The following is a 2,423-nucleotide window of genomic DNA, read 5'->3' on the forward strand; positions in this document are numbered from 1 at the left end:
CTTCACGTTGCATCCTTTTGGGATTTCTTTTTATATCTTTTACAACAGTATCAACAGCCGGACTGAATTTCAAACTAGAATAGTATTTTCGAATATACTCCTGCACTTCATAGTCTTTTGGTTCTGCACCAAATGTTACCTTTGCCACAGATAGTTTACCATCTTCAATACGCTCAAATACGCCTACCCAAAATGGTTCTTCAAAATATACTGTCAGTTTTCCATTTGCTTTGTCCATAAGAATCCCTCCTAAAATGAATTGAACAAAGAATGGACAACCCGGAGGGGCAGGTTACTTACCCTATTTGCATAGGACGGCTGGGCTACCTACCAGCTCTAGTACATTTTTAATGTACATTGCGTTTTTATCTTTGTATTTATAATCAAGCCATATGGCACGATCAACTTATTCGGTAAATTGCGATTTCTCAGTTTCAAAAACTTGAATTTGTCGCATCTTCACTTCCTTATTGCCTGCTCCATCAGGCCGCCTTCATAAAGGCCGCACAGAAAGCTGAAATTGTTACTGGTTAAAGCAATCACGAATTGAAGTAGACAACTCTTCATATCCTTTCAATATTTCTTCTTTATGTGCCTGCATTTCTTCATTCATTTTTGTATAGTCCAAACAGTTCTGATAACCTGCCTCACCCCAATATAGAACATTTTTGTCGGCATTATATAAAAGTCTGTCAGCACATTCAATGGAGAAATTCTCAGCATTTTCAAACTTTATCGTCTGGTCAGCAGTATATATAATCTCGATAAAGCAGTCTGTATCATTCCAAATTTCACCTTCAGAAGTTTTTTGGATTTCCAGCAAATGACCGCCGCAATTGGAAATCTGACTTGCAAAAGAGCGGTATTGATAGGAATCAATGCTAATGCTCCGTTCTTCTCCCTCAGAATAAACATTGATTTCAGCAATGCTATTTTCGACAGCAGACAGTCCATCCGGTAGCTGTTTTTCATTGTCCCCCACTGCATAAATTTCAATCAAACAAAGTGCAAGGGTCAAACATAGTGTAACAATGGAAACAACTGCTTTTCGGCGATTTGTCTTTCTTTCGCATATGGCGGTACAGACAATATAGCCTGAAAATCCGCCCAAGGTATTGATTAGAAAATCTTCCATTTCCGCATATCTGCCGCCAAACAACTGTAATAGTTCAATCAAGAATGAGATTAAACCGCTAATAATCGCCACCTTTTTCCAATTTCCTCTACAGGAACGAAAAACAAGCGGCAACAAAAAACCAAGAGGACAAAACAAAGCGAAGTTAAGCAATATAGGGACAATAGAACTCCCAATAAACGGAAGCAAATTATAATTGAAAGGACCATTCAGACTATAACTTAGTGTGAAAATCCCCGTTAGGTTGAGAAGCGTAACGCAGTAAATGCAGAATATTCCCTCAAACATATAATTCCATGAGATAGTTCTGCGTTTTTTGAAAAGATACAGCAACACAAAAATAACAATATAAATTATGATACCTAAGAAAACCGATTCTTTAAGTGCTTGTATACCTTTTATCATATAATTCATACTATCACCTTCCCTCAAGAAATACCGATTTGTTTAACCTCTTAAAATCTTTTTCTTTACAAACATGGAAATTAACTCTGCTACAATTCCTAAGAGCAAATATCCAAACGCATATAAAATAAATGCTTTTTCTCCAATACTAAAGAACAGCCATGTCCCAAGCAAAAAGAATAGTGCTGTAATAATTGGTAGTGGCCAAAATATTTTTATGTCCTTGCCAGCGTATGCTCCGGAACAAATTGCATAAATAGGATTCACTGCAAAAAACAGAATGAAGCAAACTGCCATGCCGCCATCACCTTTTATGAATGTAACCGCAAGCCATGGAAACACTAACATAATTACTGCTGTCGCTAACATCCAAGGTATAATTTTTTTCATGTAATCCACCCCCTTGAGCATATATCGATTTATCTATTTACATAATCAATCAAAATCTTCTTACAACTACTACAACGATAAGCTTCACAATGAGGGATTCCTCCTGAACCTTTACTCAATTCCAGATCGTCCGATTTTTTAATACGAAAAACTTTTGTCAGATTATCAACTGCAAAAGTAATGTCTCGTGAACTCATTAGGTATCCTCTAATCATTTCATCACCACAATATGGACATTTCATGCAGATTCACTTCCTATAAATTTTGATTTTTCGTTCTCTGCGACTTCCTAATAAACGGGAAGTTATGGCTTTAATTTTCTCCAAATAACCAGCTTTAGGACAATACATACGACCACCACAACAGCCACCATGGCACCATCCAACAGTAACTCTGTGTACCACGGTGCAGACTGCATGATGTTGTATAAATAAAGTTGACACCTTATTCTCAAGGAATTCATGTATAATAAAAGAGAATAAGGAGGAACTCT

The 2,423-nt window shown here is 36.8% G+C and carries 4 protein-coding genes and 1 pseudogene; all 5 read right to left on the reverse strand.

Going from position 1 to position 2,423, the window contains the following annotated elements:
• Positions 1-238 (reverse strand): YjdF family protein (locus LKD36_RS17370; protein ID WP_308460383.1); only part of this gene is annotated, 238 nt, incomplete at its 3' end.
• Between the two features lie 285 nt (positions 239-523).
• Positions 524-1,549, reverse strand: coding sequence for a VanZ family protein (locus tag LKD36_RS17375; RefSeq protein ID WP_308460384.1), 1,026 nt, complete (start codon positions 1,547-1,549; stop codon positions 524-526).
• Between the two features lie 33 nt (positions 1,550-1,582).
• Positions 1,583-1,930 (reverse strand): hypothetical protein, encoded by a 348-nt coding sequence (locus tag LKD36_RS17380; protein WP_117497714.1) that lies wholly within the window; start codon positions 1,928-1,930, stop codon positions 1,583-1,585.
• 29 nt (positions 1,931-1,959) lie between these two features.
• On the reverse strand, positions 1,960-2,172 hold the full coding sequence (locus LKD36_RS17385; protein WP_308460385.1) for a PF20097 family protein: 213 nt from the start codon (positions 2,170-2,172) through the stop codon (positions 1,960-1,962).
• Positions 2,173-2,234: 62 nt separating this feature from the next.
• Positions 2,235-2,423: pseudogene (locus tag LKD36_RS17390) on the reverse strand (hypothetical protein); the annotation flags it as partial.

The organism is Hominiventricola filiformis, assembly GCF_020686965.1.
In the GTDB taxonomy this organism is placed as follows: domain Bacteria; phylum Bacillota; class Clostridia; order Lachnospirales; family Lachnospiraceae; genus Hominiventricola; species Hominiventricola filiformis.

What these genes read in the sequence shown, in the direction of transcription:
- LKD36_RS17375 (WP_308460384.1), bottom strand. Translation starts at nt 1,549, where the DNA reads ATGAATTATATGATAAAAGGTATACAAGCACTTAAAGAATCGGTTTTC.
- LKD36_RS17380 (WP_117497714.1), bottom strand. Translation starts at nt 1,930, where the DNA reads ATGAAAAAAATTATACCTTGGATGTTAGCGACAGCAGTAATTATGTTA.
- LKD36_RS17385 (WP_308460385.1), bottom strand. Translation starts at nt 2,172, where the DNA reads ATGAAATGTCCATATTGTGGTGATGAAATGATTAGAGGATACCTAATG.